This window comes from Halopseudomonas aestusnigri, assembly GCF_002197985.1.
GTDB lineage: Bacteria > Pseudomonadota > Gammaproteobacteria > Pseudomonadales > Pseudomonadaceae > Halopseudomonas > Halopseudomonas aestusnigri.
Genome location: NZ_NBYK01000004.1, coordinates 201,754 through 215,604, shown reverse-complemented (window position 1 = coordinate 215,604; position 13,851 = coordinate 201,754). Strand labels below are relative to the sequence as shown.

Annotated in this window: 18 protein-coding genes; 14 read left to right on the top strand and 4 right to left on the bottom strand. The window is 56.5% G+C overall.

Annotated elements, in window-relative coordinates; genetic code table 11:
- The first annotated feature begins 197 nt into the window (after positions 1 to 197).
- The 10 genes from B7O88_RS08680 (at position 198) to B7O88_RS08640 (ending at position 8,757) form a co-directional block, all read left to right on the top strand.
- The gene (locus B7O88_RS08680; protein WP_088275240.1) at positions 198 to 1,154 is read left to right on the top strand and encodes a hypothetical protein; all 957 of its coding nucleotides are present in this window, start codon (positions 198 to 200) and stop codon (positions 1,152 to 1,154) included.
- Positions 1,155 to 1,329: 175 nt separating this feature from the next.
- On the top strand, positions 1,330 to 2,103 hold the full coding sequence (locus B7O88_RS08675; RefSeq protein ID WP_200818424.1) for an NINE protein: 774 nt from the start codon (positions 1,330 to 1,332) through the stop codon (positions 2,101 to 2,103).
- A gap of 116 nt (positions 2,104 to 2,219) precedes the next feature.
- Positions 2,220 to 2,555, top strand: coding sequence for a carboxymuconolactone decarboxylase family protein (locus tag B7O88_RS08670; RefSeq protein ID WP_088275236.1), 336 nt, complete (start codon positions 2,220 to 2,222; stop codon positions 2,553 to 2,555).
- 226 nt (positions 2,556 to 2,781) lie between these two features.
- Positions 2,782 to 3,411, top strand: a complete 630-nt coding sequence (locus tag B7O88_RS08665; protein WP_088275234.1) for a hypothetical protein — start codon at positions 2,782 to 2,784, stop codon at positions 3,409 to 3,411.
- 274 nt (positions 3,412 to 3,685) lie between these two features.
- Positions 3,686 to 4,687, top strand: coding sequence for a hypothetical protein (locus B7O88_RS08660; protein WP_088275232.1), 1,002 nt, complete (start codon positions 3,686 to 3,688; stop codon positions 4,685 to 4,687).
- Between the two features lie 993 nt (positions 4,688 to 5,680).
- Positions 5,681 to 6,025 carry a hypothetical protein gene (locus B7O88_RS08655; RefSeq protein WP_088275231.1) on the top strand — a complete coding sequence of 115 codons (345 nt, stop codon included), beginning with the start codon at positions 5,681 to 5,683 and terminating at the stop codon, positions 6,023 to 6,025.
- A gap of 145 nt (positions 6,026 to 6,170) precedes the next feature.
- Positions 6,171 to 6,542 (top strand): hypothetical protein, encoded by a 372-nt coding sequence (locus B7O88_RS08650; protein WP_088275229.1) that lies wholly within the window; start codon positions 6,171 to 6,173, stop codon positions 6,540 to 6,542.
- 183 nt (positions 6,543 to 6,725) lie between these two features.
- Positions 6,726 to 7,295 (top strand): hypothetical protein, encoded by a 570-nt coding sequence (locus B7O88_RS17785; RefSeq protein WP_140418572.1) that lies wholly within the window; start codon positions 6,726 to 6,728, stop codon positions 7,293 to 7,295.
- 100 nt (positions 7,296 to 7,395) lie between these two features.
- Positions 7,396 to 7,791: a VOC family protein gene (locus B7O88_RS08645; RefSeq protein ID WP_088275227.1), complete on the top strand. Its 396-nt coding sequence runs from the start codon at positions 7,396 to 7,398 to the stop codon at positions 7,789 to 7,791.
- 93 nt (positions 7,792 to 7,884) lie between these two features.
- Positions 7,885 to 8,757, top strand: a complete 873-nt coding sequence (locus B7O88_RS08640; RefSeq protein ID WP_088275226.1) for a diguanylate cyclase — start codon at positions 7,885 to 7,887, stop codon at positions 8,755 to 8,757.
- Between the two features lie 28 nt (positions 8,758 to 8,785).
- Here the strand turns inward: B7O88_RS08640 and B7O88_RS08635 are convergent, their stop codons facing one another.
- Positions 8,786 to 9,157, bottom strand: a complete 372-nt coding sequence (locus B7O88_RS08635; protein WP_088275224.1) for a hypothetical protein — start codon at positions 9,155 to 9,157, stop codon at positions 8,786 to 8,788.
- Between the two features lie 161 nt (positions 9,158 to 9,318).
- Here B7O88_RS08635 and B7O88_RS08630 point away from each other — a divergent pair, with 161 nt between their 5' ends.
- Together B7O88_RS08630 and B7O88_RS08625 are read left to right on the top strand one after the other, a co-directional pair.
- Positions 9,319 to 9,540: a hypothetical protein gene (locus B7O88_RS08630; protein WP_200818423.1), complete on the top strand. Its 222-nt coding sequence runs from the start codon at positions 9,319 to 9,321 to the stop codon at positions 9,538 to 9,540.
- 166 nt (positions 9,541 to 9,706) lie between these two features.
- On the top strand, positions 9,707 to 10,384 hold the full coding sequence (locus B7O88_RS08625) for a nitroreductase (protein WP_088275221.1): 678 nt from the start codon (positions 9,707 to 9,709) through the stop codon (positions 10,382 to 10,384).
- A 156-nt stretch (positions 10,385 to 10,540) separates the two neighbouring features.
- On the opposite strand, the gene B7O88_RS08620 is transcribed toward B7O88_RS08625, so the two are convergent.
- Positions 10,541 to 11,113 (bottom strand): Smr/MutS family protein, encoded by a 573-nt coding sequence (locus tag B7O88_RS08620; RefSeq protein WP_088275421.1) that lies wholly within the window; start codon positions 11,111 to 11,113, stop codon positions 10,541 to 10,543.
- Between B7O88_RS08620 and B7O88_RS17950 the strand changes: the two genes are divergently transcribed.
- Together B7O88_RS17950 and prmB are read left to right on the top strand one after the other, a co-directional pair.
- Positions 11,112 to 11,255: a hypothetical protein gene (locus tag B7O88_RS17950; protein WP_160003156.1), complete on the top strand. Its 144-nt coding sequence runs from the start codon at positions 11,112 to 11,114 to the stop codon at positions 11,253 to 11,255. The genes B7O88_RS08620 and B7O88_RS17950 overlap by 2 nt on opposite strands.
- A gap of 3 nt (positions 11,256 to 11,258) precedes the next feature.
- A complete protein-coding gene (gene prmB / locus B7O88_RS08615; RefSeq protein ID WP_088275219.1) occupies positions 11,259 to 12,170 on the top strand; it encodes a 50S ribosomal protein L3 N(5)-glutamine methyltransferase in 912 nt (303 codons plus the stop codon).
- 18 nt (positions 12,171 to 12,188) lie between these two features.
- On the opposite strand, the gene B7O88_RS08610 is transcribed toward prmB, so the two are convergent.
- Positions 12,189 to 12,968 (bottom strand): hypothetical protein, encoded by a 780-nt coding sequence (locus tag B7O88_RS08610; protein ID WP_088275217.1) that lies wholly within the window; start codon positions 12,966 to 12,968, stop codon positions 12,189 to 12,191.
- A 102-nt stretch (positions 12,969 to 13,070) separates the two neighbouring features.
- Positions 13,071 to 13,844, bottom strand: coding sequence for a sulfite exporter TauE/SafE family protein (locus tag B7O88_RS08605; RefSeq protein WP_088275215.1), 774 nt, complete (start codon positions 13,842 to 13,844; stop codon positions 13,071 to 13,073).
- Positions 13,845 to 13,851: the final 7 nt, after the last annotated feature.

The window sequence follows — 13,851 nt, the reverse complement described above, 5'->3', positions numbered from 1 at the left end:
GTTTTGGTATGGGCGCGCCAAATGCGGCTCAGCCAGTTGGACACACCGAAGCTTTCAGGCGATTATCCGAGCAGCGCTGCACTCCCATGCAACAGGATCAATCGCGCGCCGATACCTGGGCGCGAGAGGGCTGATCTTGCGTGGCAATGGACGCAGAAAAGGAGGTAATAGTTGCTGATGGCCATAGGAATGAAGTCATGAGTCAGGAGCTTATCCCAGCCAGTTTGCCGCCGAGCACAGTGCTCACCGATGCGGAGAAACAGGCATTTGCCAGCAGACGCAAGTCGCTGGTCTCAGAGTTGCGGTGCTTGTCCGGCATGCCTGAAGTTGTATCCAGCCTCAATCAGGACACCGTCTACAAACTGGTGATGACCCCGGAAGGCGCGCAGCTCTACCGCGATGCTCAGGGCAACATCAAAGGCGTGTTCTACAAGGACGGCAAGATCGTCGAGCACGCCAAATTTCAGGAAGTCGGCCCGTCGATGATGAAAGCCGCCAAGGCGGTTGGCGCGCAGGTGCTGCTGGTCAGCATCGCGATGCAGCTTAATCGTATCGAAGAGCAAGTCTCGAAAGTCTTTAAAGAGTTTCATGGCGACCGGCTCGCGGAAATTGAAGCCGGCAAGTCGCTATTTAGTCAGGTTTGCGGCATGCAGGATCCAGTCAAGCGCGAGGGGCTTGCGTTGCATGCCATCGCGGAGCTGACCCGAGGGTTTGAAAAGACGGTCAGTGCGCTAGCCCGTCAGATTGCGGAACTCCCGGACCAGAAACTCTCCTTTTTCGATAACTGGGTCGGCAACAAATCCCGCGAGGCCGAAGAGAAGCACCAGATCGCGATGGAGTCCTTCTCGGCCTGTCTGAATGCCCTGCAGACCATGGCCCGTTGTCATCTGTTCCTGGATGAGCGTGAGGTGGCGCTGCAGCTGGTTGACTCGGGGCTCGGCAAAATCGAGAAGGCAGGGGTCGACGTAGCAGCTGTTCGCGCGCGTCTGGCACCCAAGGTAAACAACACCTTCCCTGAGCAAAGCTGGAAGCAGTTTATCGAATATCGCAAAACGTTTAGCTCCTCTCACATCGCGGACCTTATCAACCCGCAGCACGATGTGGTCGAGCTAGAAATCAGTCCAGCCGAAATCATGGGGAGCATGCATGCGTAACTGCGCAAAATGTGAAAGAGAATTGGAGGCTGGCGAAGCGGAGTATTGCCCGGCCTGTGCCTCCAGCAAATCGCACAAAATCAAAAAAATCCTTGAGGTAGCAGGGCCGATAGCGCTGGCTGCAGCGGGCATCGCATTCAAGCTGTTGCGCAGGAAGTAGAAATCCGCCAGCCGAATGGCTGGCAGCGACGCAAGATGGAATCAACGGAAAAATACAATAAGACAGGGAGCGAAAATGGCTAAATATTGTGCTGAGTGCAGTACGGAACTGGTTGGCGAGGCGCCTCAATGCCGCAGCTGTGGCGCGGTCCGCGGCGACGCTGTTTACACAAGTAGGGTTGCCGCTGCGGCGCTTGCCTTCTTCACCGGGGCCTTCGGAATGCATCGGTTCTATCTTGGTCAGTGGTGGGGGATTTTCTATCTGTTGCTTTGCTGGACCGGGATCCCTTCACTGGTGGCGTTTGTAGAGGGGATTGTGATTCTGTCCACCTCCCAGAAAGCCTGGAATGACAACTACAACAAGGGGCTCTCGCTCGGTATTGAAAAGGGCGGCGTTGTTATCGTTGTGCCGCTTATCTTCATGGCCTTTCTCGGCATTGGCATGCTCGCTGCTATCGCCTTGCCGGCCTATCAGGACTACACCCGTCGCTCGCAGATCCTTGAGTCTCATCAGTTGGCAGAGCAGCTCAAACCCTTGGTGGAAGACTACTTGCAGCAGCACCAGGAGTGGCCGGAGAGGTACAGTCAGCTTGCTGCGGGTGACATTGTGATCCCTGAAATGGTGGACTCGGTAGAGATTAATACCGGCGCCATTATTGTTTGGCCGGCCTCCAGTGTAGGCGTCTACGGTTACATGATGTATTCGCCCCTGCGCTATGGCGAGGGGGTCAAGTGGCGCTGCACCGAGTCGACCGTGGAAGCAAAGTACCTTCCCGGGTCCTGCCGCTAAGGCACTTCTGTTGCTGTCGTGAACGCTGATGCACGGCTGATGGCAGCCACTGAATGACCGGGCAGAGTGTCCGCTCGCCCGGACGATATCCTTATAACAACAAGAGAACCCTTCAGATGAGTGATTACCAGTCCCGCAGCGACAAGGCCTACGCCAAGCAACTGATGCAGGCCGCCAACAAGGAAGCTACCGCCTTCCTCAATCTCAAGGCCACCGCCGAGCGCAAAGACGGCGCGATTCCAGAGAAATACCGTGAGCTGATGTCCATCGCCGTCGCGCTGTCGACGCAATGTTCCTATTGCATCGACGCTCACGTCGAGAACGCGGTCAAGGCGGGTGCGACCAAGGAAGAGCTGGCTGAAACCGTGTTTATCGCCTCAGCCTTGCGCGCGGGCGCTGCAGTTGGGCACGGTTTGCTGGCGATGAAGTTGTTTGAGGAGCATTCGGGCTGAGTCCGAAGCGCCTAGCAACACTGGATCAACGCCTCAATTGAACGCAGTTGCAGATGGCGCATGACTTCAATAGTGCGAGAGCCAGGGCTGAAGACTAACCGGCAATTCAGGGCGGGTTATTCGATCACCTTACAACCACCTGGCATCGACAAGGTGACACCGTTGTTCGGTTGCTCAGCCTGGGTGTCAGCCCAGTGAAGATGTAATGCAAAGGAGATTGCAGGTTATGCGTATATTTTTTGCTGTTCTATGTGTGATTGTTCTGCAGGGGCTTGCTCATGCGCAGCCTGCTACCGACGAGTACGACTATTTTATGTCGGAAGAGTTGCGCTTGCTGTCCTCAGCAGACGGCGCTGAGCTGATGTCACAAGTTAATATGGGCGTGAATTCCGCAGCGAAGATTCAGCCATTTCTGCCTGCGCAGCAGCTTGCAGAGTACCGTCGCATTTTCAATAGCGGTGTTGCGATGGCAGGTTTTCCAATGACCGAGACCCAGCAGCTCACTTTGAACGTGAGCATAAACGAGGCGTTGGCTGGGTCTGATCGGGTGTCGGTTGCCGAGTTGTCAGATGCTCAGACGGTGATGTATTCGGCGATTAGTGTAAATAAGCTCGATGACGCGTCAGCTGTTTTAGAGGTGCTGGTAGGCGTCGCTGATTGGCCGGCAGTTCGGGAGCGAAAAGAAGAGGGTCCGGTTGCTGCGTTGGCAAAGTCTACCGTCTGGGTGAGTGTTTTTCGGAAAAACGTGGTTTGGGATGATGTGTCCCTTGAAGGGCAGTTGTCATATCCGAAGATCGAAGCGGACGTACTGGCGGCTCATCGAAGCCAAATTGATAAGGTGCTGCTGGCGTTCTGAACGCCAGTTTGGTTGGTGCTGCAGCTTCCTGTTTAGTGCGCGCTCATGCGGTCGCTAGTACGCATTTTCTCGCTGTGGGATTGTGTGCGGTTACTACTCGCGTTACCCGATAGATAACGTTGTCGTTAAGCGGCGCGCGCGGCTCTCAGCCGTGTGGATTAAGCCACGTTGAGCATCGGGATAAGTCAGTTCAGCGCAACATCGTTCAGCGCTTGAACGCCGTTGAGGGCAGCGCTCCGTCGCAAGATAAGTGAGCCAGAGAATTGAGGACGCCATGTACACAGACGAAGATTTGTACGCAGCAGTAAAGGACGGTGTGCTGGATGAAGCGGCAGTTGAGCGTTTCCGCAGCTTTGTGTCTGGCCGCGCCCATACCCGCCTGGTGGATGAAGAGAACTTCCGGCTGATATCCGGCTTTAACGACATCTTCGTCAGCATTGCAGCGTTCATCCTGCTGGCGTCGGCGGGCTGGGTGTTTGGCCTGCAGTCGCCAGCATTGGGCTTCTGTGTTGTTGCGCTGCTGTCGTGGGGGTTGTCGGTATTCTTCGTCAAACGCCGAAAGCTGGCACTGCCTGCGGTGCTGCTGTTGGCATCCTTTGTACTCAGTACGGTTGCGTTCCTGGTCTTCGCGCAGGTTGCGGCGGGAATAGAGAAAGACACCGCGATCATGGTTGCTACCGCCATCGGCGCTGTAGCGGCCTGGGCGCATTGGCACCAGTTTCATGTGCCGATCACCGTCGCTGCCGGTGTCGCCAGCCTGCTTGCGTTCCTGCTGGCGCTGCTGATGCAGATTGAAGGCTTGCGCGAGTTCACCAACTACTTCCTCTGCTGCGCAGGGCTGGTCACCTTCCTGCTGGCGATGCGCTGGGACGCGCAGGACGTTGATAGAACCACCAGAAAGTCAGATGTTGCCTTCTGGTTGCACCTGCTGGCTGCCCCGTTGATCGTGCATCCGGTCTTTTCTGCGCAGGGTCTGTTTGACGGCAATGGCGGTCTGTTCGGCATCGCTGCCGTCATTGTCCTTTACCTGCTGTTGGCGGTGGTTTCCATCACCGTGGATCGCCGTGCATTGATGGTGTCGTCACTGATCTACGTGGTGTACGCCTTCGGCGAACTGTTCGAGACCTACGGCTCGCTTAGCTCCAGCCTGGCTATCTCCGGGCTGTTTATCGGCTCCATGCTGTTGCTGCTGTCAGCGTTCTGGCATCGCAGCAGAGAGATACTGCTGCACGTATTGCCGCAGGCGGTGGGCAGATACGTACCGCCAACGGACTGAACATCCAGTCGGACTGCTCCCAGCTCAAGTGCGTGATCTACTGATGTCGGGTGTACTCCAGCTACGCCAACCGGCTGGCTGGGCGCAGCCAGTGGAGCAGGGCAAATGCCCCCACTGGCCGCCGGACACCCGCCGCTGGCAGTGGGTTTGGCAACTTTCGGCTTGCGGGTAGAGCAGCGTACCAACGGAGCTTCACCTGTGTAACCCCACAGGGAATAAGTGCTTTACCCGTCAGGGAGACAGCGCTATTTTCTTTATATGGCAAGCCGCCATGTCACGAGAGCCCAAGGATGGTGCCAAACTTCACTCCCTGTCCATTCATCTATCAGCAACCTCGGTCGAGGCGGGGTGCCCGCGCCTGCGCGCTCGACATTGGCGGGTAGGGGAGTGATTGAAGCGTGAATATGAAGCGGTCAAGCGAATACGGATTAGGTTGCGCTGCTGATCGTAAGTTATTGCTTATAAAGAGTTTTATTTTTCTAGCGGGGCGGCGGGAGGTGTTGTTATGAGGAAGTCACTCATATGCAGTTATGAAGCCGTCGGTCCAATCAGCTGTTATTTGCGCGATAGCGAGCGAGATCCAATATCAGCCAAGTGCAAGCTGAATGAAACTGTGAGTATTGAAGTTATGTGTGCTGAGTCCCAACTGTGATGAGAAAGCGCAGAATATGAAATTGACAGGCCTCTGCTCGTCGTCAACCCTTAAGACCAACAGGTCGCCGGTAAGCAAGTGGGTGAATTGCTATACCGGACGGCCTGTTGGTCTTAAGGTAAAGCCGACCCCTGCAATTGCTCACTTTCCTCGCTCGCCAGTCGGCAAGCTGGCGGCGCATCCATTTGCGTCCGCAAATGTAACTGCGTTGCCGCCAGCAAATAACAAGGTGTCAGTGTCGGATGCTCGCGCAGATGTCACCCTGCTTGCAGAGCAAGCAGTCCGCCAAATGCGGGATCACCGCACAACACAACGTTATACGTCAATATTAAGTGAAGAGCATGACTGAAAAATTGGTAACACTTTACCGTCCATGTGGACAAAAAGAATATGATTTGGTCGCGGCTAGTGGTTTTAAACGTTGGCCACCGAGATTGCCTGAACAACCGATTTTTTATCCCGTTACGAATGAGAAATATGCGTTCGAAGTAAATAAATGGAATGTCACGGACTTTGGAAAGGGCTACGTTACGCGTTTCTACGTTAAGGAAGCCTTTATGCTGAAATACAAAGTAGAGACCGTAGGTGGTTCGAATCATACGGAATGGTGGATTCCCGCAGAGGATCTCGAAGAAATGAATGATAATATCGTAGGCATAATCGAGATTATCGGTGAGGAGTCGTGACGTATAACAATCACAAGCAAGGGACCAAACTACGCTCCGCCAATTTGCGGTTCGCTTCGCTCACTTTACCGCAAATTGGCTCCACTACGTTTGGCCCCTGTTGTGGGCGTTAGTTGAATTTTTTGGCAGCCTTCGGAGCGAATAAATGAACACAGAAGAAAGAATAAATAAAATATTTGAAGGATATATTCTCAAGAAGGGTGTCAAGAAGGAGGTCGCAGGGCTTATTGAGCATCTAACATTGTCTGACGTTGATATATTATTGGATAAGGTAGAAAGTATTGGCGATGTAGATGATTACGCCAACGAATTGGAGACGAGTATTCCCGTTGAAAGATTCTTTGCATTTATAGACTTGATTAGCGCGTTAATTATTTTTCTGGGTTCTGATGCGGTTAAAAAGGCTAGTGAAAGAAGCTCATCGAAAAGCCGATATATGCCATGGGTGATAAAGTTCATTCAAGATGAAAGGTTCTATAAACAAGTCAAAGAGCAGCTGCCGGCAAAGTATAGATAACGTCTTATCGATTGCTGGCGTAATGCAGGTGTCATCTACCAAGCCGATGCGCGCGGAGCAAGCTGCGTGCCACGATTATCGCTGTGTCGTTGTGTTTTTTTGTCGCAATATTTTTCCATTATGTAACTCAAGTGGTCGGGGCTTCAGAGTTCGAGAATAATCAAACATCGACAGGAGCTGAAAATGAAAAAACTCATATTTATCTTCATGCTTTTTCTGTCGGCTAGTGTTAGAGGTCAGCCGATTCCGCCGCCGGTAAATTTGCCGATCCCAAATATCCGACAGGAAACGCACGTTTGGTGTTGGGCTGCGGTGGCGCAGCAAATAATTTATGCGACAAGAGGGGCGGCACAGACGCCTGCCCAATGTGCGTTAGTTGCAATGGCTAATAACGCTCATCCAAATTATTGTTGTGCCGGGATAGGTAATCCTGCCTGTGTTAGAACAGGTTCTATGCAACAGATTCAATACTTGATAGGTCAGTTTGGAGGGCGCTTTAGTACTTTGGCACCGCCTACGGATCCAATGACGTTGTATCAAACTCTGAGCTCTGGCCGAGCAATAATATTACACGTCAGTTCTGGTCAAATGTCGTCGCACGTTGTTGTATTGACTAGAATGTCATTTGTACCGAATGGCTTTGGTGGTATTGAGCCTGTGTTGCATATAAATGACCCGCTGTCATATTTTAATCAACCGGTGCCATATAGTGCACTTGTTTCTATTTGGATCGAGGCGTTAGTTGTCAACTGAAAACGCTTTAACAGGCAGCTAGAGCCGTGCACGGCATATACCGGGTCGGGCTATTACCCGACTCCTGTCCGCAAGCTGATACGCATAATGGTTAGTCATCATGAACATCACTGATCTGTCCCCCTGCTTTTGCACCAATGACGTCGCGGCCTGCCGTGACTTCTACACCCGCTACTTCTCGGCAGACGCTATTTTCGATTGCGGCTGGTATGTCAGTCTGCGCATCGGTGCTGATGGTCCGACGCTGCAGTTTATGCAGCCTCAGGAGGGGATGCCGGTGTTTGCCGGCACGGGTGTGATGCTCAATTTCAAGGTTGATGACGTTGATGCTGAGCACGCCAGGCTGGTTGAGGCCGGTTTGAAGGTTGCCATGCCGCTGGAGGATCATCCTTGGGGTGACAGGGGGTTCTCGGTTACGGACCCTATCGGCAACTCGGTCTATCTCTTTTCCGATCGTGAGCCCGCTGATGAATTTAAGCAGTATTATCTAGCCTGACGGTACCGGTAGGACTGCAGCTACGAGGGCTGCCGGTTTTGGGCTTTTTGCTGTCATGCACGTGGGACCTTGTCTCCGAAGAGAGTTACCGCATTGGATGCCTTGACCAATCATGAGTTGCAGTTGGGTATTCTTGAGCTGGATCACGCCATTTATCTTCACGATCAGTGGTTTAGAAATCTGCTCAAGGTTTTAATTGCGCACGTACCTGCGGAGCTGGCGGATCTGTGCGTTGATGCGCACCTGCATTGCTCCTTCGGCAAGTGGCTGGCGGGTGACGCTGCTCGCCTGTTTGATGACCGCGATGAGTACGTTGCGCTGCAAAAGGCGCATGAGGTGGTTCATAGCGAGGCTCGGAAGTTACTGCAACTGTCGGTGAATGGCCTGGTGATTCCGCCGGCGGAATGGGACTTTTTTGAGCGTTGCCGGGAGACGATGCGGTTATCGGTGCTGAGTGCCCGTGACCGGTTTGCCGAGGTTGCCAGCAACCGTGATCCGCTTACCGAAATTCAGACGCGGCGGGGGTTGCTGACTGAACTGCGCAAACAGCAGGCGCTGGTGGAGCGGGGCAGGCAGGCCTGTGCTCTGGCGCTACTGGACCTTGATCACTTCAAAAAGGTGAATGACACCTACGGCCACGTAGCCGGTGACGTGGTCCTGGTTGATGTGGTGCAGTGCGTCAAGGCGCATCTGCGGCCCTATGACCGCATTTATCGCTATGGCGGTGAGGAGTTTATCGTCTGCATGCCTGATACCACTGTGGAACAGGCGGGCGAGATCATGGATCGGTTGCGACTTTCCATCGCCCGGCTGGATTTCGAGTTTGCCGATATTCAGGTCACGGCCTCGTTCGGAGTGGCGGCGCTGGCGGGCTCAATGCCGGTCGAGGACGCAATCGGCCGTGCGGACAGGGCCATGTATGAAGCCAAGGCTGCAGGCCGCAACCGTGTAGTGCTTCAGCGCTGACGGAGTTCGGGCCTGCGCAGGGCTGGGGTCAGATTCCCAGATATCCGGCGATCAGGAAGGCCTCGCCGCGTCCTTCGTGCTTGCCGAAGTAGCTGACGGCTTCGCGGGTATCGTCTTCGATGAATCCCACTTCGCAATCGATGTCGTACTGCTCGGCGAGACTGTTGAACAGGTTTACCGGCGGGTTCAGGTGAAGCGGTTTCTTGACTTGCTGGCTGATGCCCAGCTGCCAGTCTTCGCAATCGTCGCTTTCACAGTCGTTGATCAGGGTTACCGTGGTCGCGGCGTTCTCATCAGCATAGGTCTGCAGGGCGGCTTGCAGCGCCGGCAGGTTCTGCCTGAGCTTTTTTTCCTGCTTTTCATCAAGACGGTCGCAGGCGATGAGGACGTATACAAACATGAGGCTTACCCGGGCTGGATTCGAGTGGCTACTCTAGCACAGGGCATTGCCTGCGACTGCGTCATCGCTGATGATTGAGCCCCGTGATTCATGGATGAAACTGGTTGAGTATGTCCAAACCCGCTGCCGTTAACCCTTCTGCGCAAATGCGCCTGCTCAGCATGCTCGCCTCGCTGGTCTTTTCTGTTCCCACGGCTGCGCTGATCTGGCTGGGCGTCAACAAGGAGCTGGCGTACTGGGGTGGCTTCCTCGATAGCCGCTATCTGCTCGTCACTGTTGTTGCGTTTGCCCTGGCCGCGCTGTTGTTTCCGCTGTTGTTTCCCTCGCTGCTGGGCGCGATCTGGCGCGCGGTGCTGAAGGTGCAGCAGTGGTGGGGATGGTGATGGTGCCTGGGGGCGCCGTCAGCCTGTTCTGTGTTATCCAGCGATGTGATAGCCCGCCATTTCAACCTGCTGACCCGCGTCAGCTGTGCCGTCTGCTGTGCTAACGTCCGCTCCCAATGGCGCCGAGGCACGGGCTTCGGGCGGGACTTGTCGTAGGAGAACAACAATGAATTACGATGATGTGGTGCTGGGGCGACGCAGTATCCGGGCATTCAAGCCTGAGCCGGTTCCGCGCGCGGTGCTGGAGGAGGTTATTGGTCTGGCGATCCGGGCGCCGTCGTCGATGAACTCGCAGCCGTGGCACCTGCATGTGCTGACCGGCGAGCCGCTGGATCGTATTCGCGCGGAGAATACCGAGCGCATGATCACCGGCGTAAAGCCCTCAAAGGAAACCCGCGATTCCGGGAGTTATGAGGGGCTGCACCGTCAGCGTCAGGTCGAGATTGCCGTGCAGTTGTTCGAAGCCATGGGCATTGCCCGTGACGACAAGGAGAAGCGTCAGGACTGGGTGCTGCGCGGCTTTCGTCAGTTTGATGCGCCGGTGTCCATCGTGGTGACCTACGACCGCCAGCTGCGCGAGGGTGACATTGCCCAGTTCGATTGCGGCGCTCTGGTGAACGGCCTGGTCAACGCGGCCTGGTCGCGTGGTCTTGGATGTGTGGTGAACAGTCAGGGCATCATGCACTCGCCGGTGGTACGCGAGCATGCAGGTATTCCGGATGATCAGGTGATCATTATCTGTGTGGCGATGGGTTACCCGGATGAGAGTTTTCCGGCCAACGCAGTGGTCTCGCGTCGGCGCGAAGTGGCTGATGTGGCTAACTTCGTCGGTTTCGGTGAGTAATCGCGAGGTATGTACAGGCTAGTGGATGCGCCTTGCGGGCGTGTCCATGGTCAGCGGCCGAGGAACCGTTTGCCTTGATTGCGATACCACATCATCCTTTCTTCCAGCTTCCAGCTTCCAGCTTCCAGCTTCCAGCTTCCAGCTTCCAGCTGCCTGTCAGTCATCCCTGCCTTCAAGCATGGTTCTGCGCAGCAGTACATAGACCGAGCCCGTGCCGCCGTGGCGCGGTATGCACGAGGCGAACGCGAGGACGCTGTCGTGCTGGCGTAGCCAGGTGTTGACGTGGCTCTTCATCATCGGTTTGCGGCCATCGAGTCGGCGGGCCTTGCCGTGGGTGACGCGCACACAGCGGATTTCCTGTTTTACCGCTTCGGCCAGAAACGCCCAGAGCTGTTCGCGGGCGCGCTCGATCGTCAGACCGTGCAGGTCGATTGAGCCGTCAAACGGGATATGCGCCTGCTTCAGCTTGCGCAGTTGGGAGTCCTGCACGCCATTGGAGGCCCAGGCCAGTTCCTGTTCCGGGTCTACGTCGATCACGAACTGATCGGACAAACCATCGACCACCACCTCGTTCTGCCTGACGGTCGCGCGCTGGCGGCTTGCGGCAATGTTGGCGCGGTCGCGCGGCGGTTTGCCAACGTCGGCCTGCTGGTGCTTGATGGGCCTGGCGCCCTTGACGGCCTGTCGGAACAGGTCGAGATCGTCGTCGGAGAAGGAGTCCTGTGTCATGCTGCTGATCATCGCGCAAAAACCGAAGTGTAACAGCAGCCGGATGCAAATGAGCTGGCGGCGTTGTTACCGATTTTGCCCCGCCCGCTGGTTGTCGGCGCTCGGCAAGGTAGAATGTCGGCCTGAACCAGACAAGGATTGACCCATGAGCGAACACGCTGCGCTGCAGAGCATTCAGGATCTCGTCCGTTGGGGCGTGAGCCGCTTCCATCAGGCCGAGCTGTTTTTTGGCCACGGCACCGACAACGCCTGGGATGAGTCGCGGCTGCTGGTCCTGCATGCACTTTACCTGCCCTGGGAGACTCCGCAGGACTATCTGCAGTGCCGGGTCACGGACGAGGAGCGCGATGCGGTGGTAGCGTTGCTTGAGGAGCGCATTCGTCTGCGTATGCCGGCGGCTTATCTGACCGGTCACGCACGCTTTGCGGGTCTCGATTTTATTGTTGATGACCGTGTGCTGGTGCCGCGCTCGCCGATTGCCGAGTTGATTGAAAGCCGCTTTGAACCCTGGCTGGAGCGCGACCCCGAACGCATTCTGGATCTGTGTACCGGCAGCGGCTGTATCGGCATTGCCTGCGCGTATACCTTCCCGGAGGCCGAGGTGGTGCTGGCGGATCTGTCGTCCGATGCACTGGCGGTCGCCGAGCAGAATATCGAGATGCACGAGCTGGGCGAGCGTGTCGAGGCGCGCTGGTCCGACGGGTTTGACGGGCTGGCAGGTGAGCGCTTTGATCTGATCGTCAGCAATCCGCCCTACGTGGATGCCGAAGACATGGACGCGCTGCCGGATGAGTATCGCCACGAGCCCGAGATGGGGCTGGCGGCCGGCGACGACGGACTGGATCTGGTGCGCCGTATGCTGGCGGAAGCGGCGGACTATCTGACCGAGGATGGCGTGCTGGTGATTGAGGTTGGCAACAGCATGGTCCATGTGATGGCCGAATGGCCCGAGGTGGATTTTGAGTGGGTCAAGTTCCGGCACGGTGGGCACGGTGTGTTTGTGCTGAGTGCAGAGCAATGCCGTCACTTCCAGTCACTGTTTGCCGAGAGCCTTTAAGCGTTCCTGGCGTCTGGCTCAGCGCAGTACGACCCACAGCAGCATCAACGCCTGAAAGATCGAGAAGGCGATCAGACAGCCGATGGCAAAGCGGTTGCTCAAGTCTGAGCGTTTGTAACTGGCGATGGCGGCCTGCAGCTGGTTGATTCGCCCTTCCTGTTTCTGATTGAGGGCTTCGGTTTCGCGCAGTTGAGCCAGCAGGGTGTTGATCTGCAGCGGCTGTATGCGTTCGGTGTTCCAGCTGCCTATCAGGTCGTTAACCCGGTTGGCCTGAGCCAGCGCCGCACCGGGCTCACCCTCGATCGGCGTGATGGTAAAACCGGCTCGGCTGAGAATGGCGTCGCGTGCGCTGCGAGCGTCTTCGTTGGCAGAGTCGCTGTTGTGCAGGGCAATGGGGGTGACGGCGTAGTCGCCGCAGTAGCGCTGACACCAGTGAATCAGCTGGGCCAGCATGAAAGTGCCAAGGCCACGCTGGGCAGGCACTATCTGCACACCGTCCACCGGGCCGAAGCGCACGCGCTTGCGCTTGTGGTCCACCATTACTTCCATGCGGTTGCCCGTTTCCGGCAGCGGCTCTCCTTCAAAGCGTACCTGCAGGCGCAGCAATTCCAGCGAGGCGATACTTTCCTGGGTTACAGCGATCTGGGCCAGGCGTTCGGGATGCACCAGGATGCGAGCCTTGAATACCGGCTTTAACTGGACCCAGTAGGAGTCCGACGGCTTGGCGCGGGCGAACGGATCCTTCGGGGCTGAGTGCTCCGTTGCAACTCCTTCATCCAGCGTGTCGGTTGGGCTCATTGGGGGTTCCTGGCATTTTGCGAATGCATTGTCGCGCATTTCACTCCGGGTTTATCGGCCGCGCAGCGCCATTCTGTAACATAAATACCTGAATGCAGCGGCTCATGCCAGCCAGTTGTGAACAGCTTCCCAGGCAAGTCGAATGGCGAGCAGGGTAAGCACCAGGTTGAAGATTCGACCAAAATGCTGGTCGCTCATGCGTCTCAGCAGATGCAGGCCGAGCCATGTACCGCCTGCACCTGCCGCAATCATGGCCGCTATCAGTGCCAGCCAGTCGTGAAAGATGAAGCCGGCAGCCGTAAAGGCAAAGGCCTTGGGCAGATGCTGCAGGGTCATGGCGGCGGCAAAGGTGGCAACCGTTTGCAGCCGGCGGTGTGACTGCTGCTGTTTGATGAAGGCGGCAACCAGCGGGCCGGTGGCGCCAACAAACAGGCTGACAAAACTGGTGACGGTGGAGGCGAGCAGGGTGCCAACGGGGCCGGTGGCAACCTTGGGGATCGCCGGCCCCCAGCACAGCACAAGGATGAATGCGGCGATGCTGAGTTGAACCAGCTCCAGTGGCAGACGCACCAGCAGCAGGCTGGCGGCATATGCGCCGAGGATGACGCCGGGAGCAAACCAGGCGATTACTCGCCAGTTGACGTCTCGCCAGGTCAGCAGCACGCGATTGGCGTTGGAGCCCAGCTGGACCATGCCGTGCACCGGGATAATGGCGGCTGCCGGCATGACCAGCGCCATCACGGCCAGCAGCATGACACCGCCACCGGCGCCCATGGCCGCAGTGACAGCGGAGGTCAGCGCGGCTGTCAGAATCAGCAGTAGCGCCCACTGCGGGGCAAGGTTTTCGGGCAGCAGCAGCGGCAACAGCTCGCTCATTGGGTGG

Bases quoted from the DNA above. Each gene is read 5' to 3' on its own strand.
- B7O88_RS08645 (WP_088275227.1), top strand. From the start codon at position 7,396: ATGAACATCACTGATCTGTCCCCCTGCTTTTGCACCAATGACGTCGCG.
- B7O88_RS08650 (WP_088275229.1), top strand. From the start codon at position 6,171: ATGAACACAGAAGAAAGAATAAATAAAATATTTGAAGGATATATTCTC.
- B7O88_RS08630 (WP_200818423.1), top strand. From the start codon at position 9,319: ATGCTCGCCTCGCTGGTCTTTTCTGTTCCCACGGCTGCGCTGATCTGG.
- B7O88_RS17785 (WP_140418572.1), top strand. From the start codon at position 6,726: ATGAAAAAACTCATATTTATCTTCATGCTTTTTCTGTCGGCTAGTGTT.
- B7O88_RS08660 (WP_088275232.1), top strand. From the start codon at position 3,686: ATGTACACAGACGAAGATTTGTACGCAGCAGTAAAGGACGGTGTGCTG.
- B7O88_RS08635 (WP_088275224.1), bottom strand. From the start codon at position 9,157: ATGTTTGTATACGTCCTCATCGCCTGCGACCGTCTTGATGAAAAGCAG.
- B7O88_RS17950 (WP_160003156.1), top strand. From the start codon at position 11,112: ATGCTGCTGATCATCGCGCAAAAACCGAAGTGTAACAGCAGCCGGATG.
- B7O88_RS08675 (WP_200818424.1), top strand. From the start codon at position 1,330: ATGGCTGGCAGCGACGCAAGATGGAATCAACGGAAAAATACAATAAGA.
- B7O88_RS08610 (WP_088275217.1), bottom strand. From the start codon at position 12,968: ATGAGCCCAACCGACACGCTGGATGAAGGAGTTGCAACGGAGCACTCA.
- B7O88_RS08665 (WP_088275234.1), top strand. From the start codon at position 2,782: ATGCGTATATTTTTTGCTGTTCTATGTGTGATTGTTCTGCAGGGGCTT.
- B7O88_RS08655 (WP_088275231.1), top strand. From the start codon at position 5,681: ATGACTGAAAAATTGGTAACACTTTACCGTCCATGTGGACAAAAAGAA.
- B7O88_RS08605 (WP_088275215.1), bottom strand. From the start codon at position 13,844: ATGAGCGAGCTGTTGCCGCTGCTGCTGCCCGAAAACCTTGCCCCGCAG.
- B7O88_RS08625 (WP_088275221.1), top strand. From the start codon at position 9,707: ATGAATTACGATGATGTGGTGCTGGGGCGACGCAGTATCCGGGCATTC.
- B7O88_RS08670 (WP_088275236.1), top strand. From the start codon at position 2,220: ATGAGTGATTACCAGTCCCGCAGCGACAAGGCCTACGCCAAGCAACTG.
- prmB (WP_088275219.1), top strand. From the start codon at position 11,259: ATGAGCGAACACGCTGCGCTGCAGAGCATTCAGGATCTCGTCCGTTGG.
- B7O88_RS08680 (WP_088275240.1), top strand. From the start codon at position 198: ATGAGTCAGGAGCTTATCCCAGCCAGTTTGCCGCCGAGCACAGTGCTC.
- B7O88_RS08620 (WP_088275421.1), bottom strand. From the start codon at position 11,113: ATGACACAGGACTCCTTCTCCGACGACGATCTCGACCTGTTCCGACAG.